We start from the raw sequence: 3,160 nt of genomic DNA on the forward strand, positions 1-3,160 counted from the left end.
GGGTGGTAACCAGACCATCAATGTGTCAACTCCACTGGTGTTAAGCATCCTGAAATAAGTAAGGACGATACATCAGAAACCCCCACTTCAGCCGAAACGTCTGCATCGGTAAGTGATGGGAGTATTCATTCGTAATGGGAATGCACATAACTTTTCCTGAGGGCTATTCATTTATACACTGTCTTTTTTGGACGTTTGAGGCTTACTCATAAAAACCGGTCAGCTCCCGCACCAGCCTGCTCATCTCTTGTTTCAAATTCGACGGCTCGAGAACGCGGACAGCGGAGGCGTAGGACAGCAGCAGCCGGGGCAGGTACTTCATCATCGTTTCTTCGTCAATCCGCAGCGTTAGTGTTTGACCATCATGCTCCGGCGAGCAGTTTCTTAAATACCAGTGATCAGCCAGTCTGCGAATGCTGTCCGCATTCCCCTCGATCCGTACATAGCAGCCGCCATGCCCGCTATCCGATTTTTGCACGAAAGCACTCTGCTCAAAATAGGACTTTGCGGAAAAATCGAGCGGGACTTGGAAGCGGTGCCCGGTTAATTCCAGCTTCTCGATACGATCAACGCGAAACGTCCGCACCTCCTGCCTTAGGTGGCAATACGCTGCGACATACCATTTGTTTGTTCGATAAGCGAGCCCGTAAGGATCTAATTTTCGCAGCTGCGGCTCATCCTCTGCATTCTTCGCATACTGAATGTGAATCGTTAGGCTTTCGGCAACGCTTTTCTCCATCAACTGAAGCATAGGCTTAAGCGCATGGTTGCCCGCATGAGGGATCACATCCATTCCACGCGTTTGACGCTCCCAATCCTCTTGCTGCGTCTCGCCATGATAAAGCTGTATCTTTTGCAGCGCCCTCTGCAGCTCTTCCTCAAAGGGATATCCCGCTCCTTGAGCGAATAAAGCGGCTTGCAAGACAGCTTTTAATTCGGCTGAGTCGAAAAATAAGGGGGCCTGCTTGAACGTGCCCGGCAGCGAATAGCCGCCGTCATGACCGGGCTCCGCGATGATGGGCACCCCGCTTGCGCAAAGAGCATCGATATACCGGTAAACGGTGCGAACGCTCATTTCCAAGTCCTCGGACAGCTGTTCGGCGGTCATCGTGCTTTTTGAACGCAGCAGCCATAAAATTTTCAGCATATTGTCCCATTTTGCCATATTCGACTCACCTCTTCAGCCATTATAACGCAGTGACTCAGACAAACGTTGCAATATATTTCAGCTTCACTGACAGCCTTTGTCAGGGGACCTGGTTTATTCTGAGTACATGAGGAACAAAAAAATGCTGGAGGGGTTCATATGAAACAAGTACTTGTATTTCTTACGGATGGTTTTGCAGATTGGGAAGCCAGCTATGTATGTGCAGAGCTGAATAACCCGCAATCGGGCTATGAGATAAAAACGATTGCAGTGGATCTTGAGCCGAAAACGTCGATGGGCGGACTTAAGGTGCTTCCGGATTATGCGGCGAGCGGCAGCGAGTGGAGGCAGTTGGATGTCGCGATGCTGATTTTGCCAGGCGGCACGGGCTGGAACGATCCGATAAATGAGCAAGCGAAGGATACGATTCGTCAATGCTTGGATCTTGAAGCGGGTATAGCGGCGATCTGCGATGCGACGACCTTTCTCGGCCGGCACGGGTTTCTGGAGGAACACAAGCATACCGGCAACATGCTGGTTAATTTAAAGCATGGGGCACCGGATTACAGAGGCGACATTCTTTATGTGGATGCACAAGCGGTTGCCGACGGGCCGCTCATAACGGCTAACGGCAGCGCGGCGGTTGAGTTTGCGAAGCTTATTTTGGAGAAGCTTGGGGTTTACCAGGGTGAAGCGTTAGAGCAGTGGTATGACGTATTCAAAAAAGGGTATCTACAAGATTTCACCGAGATTCGAGCCTGTTAGGGGCGAATAAGGATAATTTCTACCCCATAATCGGTTTCTTTCCATGCACGATCTGCTGTTATGACAGGACAGGCCAGTTGTTTTCCTAAAGCCATACAAGCCAAATCTCCCAGAGACAATCCATATGGCTTTGCGCTCATTCTCATTATGCCGATTTGAATGGCTAAATCTTGATTTAAATCGAATATTTGCACGCCGAGCAATTGCAGATAAGACAATAATTGATTTGGAGCTAATCCGGTAGGCTGCGTTTTTCCTATTATCTCTGCCAAATTTACTGCTGATAATCCACTATGTGTATTTAAATATTTTGAAACGACTTCATGTCCTGGTTCTTGATACAGTAATGCCAGAATTGCCGATGCATCGAATACCAAAACATCATTCATGATCGATTTGTTCCTTTCGCTCAGATATCAATTCATCTGATAGTATTCGACCGTCGGTCACATATCGAGCCATCTGCTCCTGCACATACGCAATGGCCTGCGAGCGGTTCATGATTATGAGTTTTCCATTTTCCATATGCAGAAGAAGTTCGTCGCCAATATTTAGTCCAAGTGCTTTCCTATACTCGGATGGAATGACGATCCTACCGCCTTCACCAAGCTTGATTGGCGTTTGTTCCATATGCCAAACCTCCCTTTTTATGGTCAATAATATTTTTGTGACATATTTATTTTATGATGGCGATTAAGTTTAGTCAACGCCATAAAGTGAATTGAAATGACATTTCACGAAAAGCACGGCAAAATGTTAAGCTTTTTGAAAAATATAGCTATTGCACAACCCCGCTTTTTGGTGGTATCATTGGTAAAATTTTAAATAAAGACGCTGTCGGTGGTGGAGCTTATGGCTGACCAGAGACAATCTTCCGGTAATCGTCGATTCGATATTTCAAGTTGAATAGCATTACATTCGATGACGAGAAAGAGTACGCTGCACGCCTGATCGAACAGAGAGTTGGGGAAGCTGAAAACCAACGTTCGGGCGTTAGCGGAAAGCCATCTCCGAGAAGCAGGCTGAAATACAGTAAGCTCTGCCGCAGGTCCAGCGTTAACGGGAACGCGTATTGATGGATATGTGAGCGGAGTGTCGTGCCGTAGGCGCGGAACTAGGTGGTAACACGGGTGGAGACTCGTCCCTTTATAGGTAATCTGGACCCTATGTCAAGGACACTTAAAAAAAGAGTGGTATTGAACAATTAGGAAACCAATAATAGATGATTCCTGTACTGAACAGGGGTCA

The 3,160-nt window shown here is 47.3% G+C and carries 4 protein-coding genes and 1 other annotated feature; of the genes, 1 reads left to right on the forward strand and 3 read right to left on the reverse strand.

Annotation, left to right across the window (positions count from 1 at the left end; translation table 11 throughout):
• Positions 1–202: 202 nt before the first annotated feature.
• Positions 203–1,165 carry a helix-turn-helix transcriptional regulator gene (locus L1N85_RS26670; protein ID WP_235242045.1) on the reverse strand — a complete coding sequence of 321 codons (963 nt, stop codon included), beginning with the start codon at positions 1,163–1,165 and terminating at the stop codon, positions 203–205.
• Positions 1,166–1,306: 141 nt separating this feature from the next.
• Here L1N85_RS26670 and L1N85_RS26675 point away from each other — a divergent pair, with 141 nt between their 5' ends.
• Positions 1,307–1,912, forward strand: coding sequence for a type 1 glutamine amidotransferase family protein (locus tag L1N85_RS26675; RefSeq protein ID WP_235242046.1), 606 nt, complete (start codon positions 1,307–1,309; stop codon positions 1,910–1,912).
• Here the strand turns inward: L1N85_RS26675 and L1N85_RS26680 are convergent.
• Together L1N85_RS26680 and L1N85_RS26685 are read right to left on the reverse strand one after the other, a co-directional pair.
• A complete protein-coding gene (locus L1N85_RS26680) occupies positions 1,909–2,301 on the reverse strand; it encodes a type II toxin-antitoxin system VapC family toxin (protein WP_235242047.1) in 393 nt (130 codons plus the stop codon). The genes L1N85_RS26675 and L1N85_RS26680 overlap by 4 nt on opposite strands.
• On the reverse strand, positions 2,294–2,542 hold the full coding sequence (locus L1N85_RS26685; protein WP_235242048.1) for an AbrB/MazE/SpoVT family DNA-binding domain-containing protein: 249 nt from the start codon (positions 2,540–2,542) through the stop codon (positions 2,294–2,296). The genes L1N85_RS26680 and L1N85_RS26685 overlap by 8 nt, the downstream gene beginning before the upstream one ends.
• 282 nt (positions 2,543–2,824) lie before the next feature.
• Positions 2,825–3,061, forward strand: a binding site (T-box leader).
• Positions 3,062–3,160: the final 99 nt, after the last annotated feature.

Origin of the sequence: Paenibacillus alkaliterrae (genome assembly GCF_021532375.1) — a bacterium.
GTDB lineage: Bacteria > Bacillota > Bacilli > Paenibacillales > Paenibacillaceae > Pristimantibacillus > Pristimantibacillus alkaliterrae.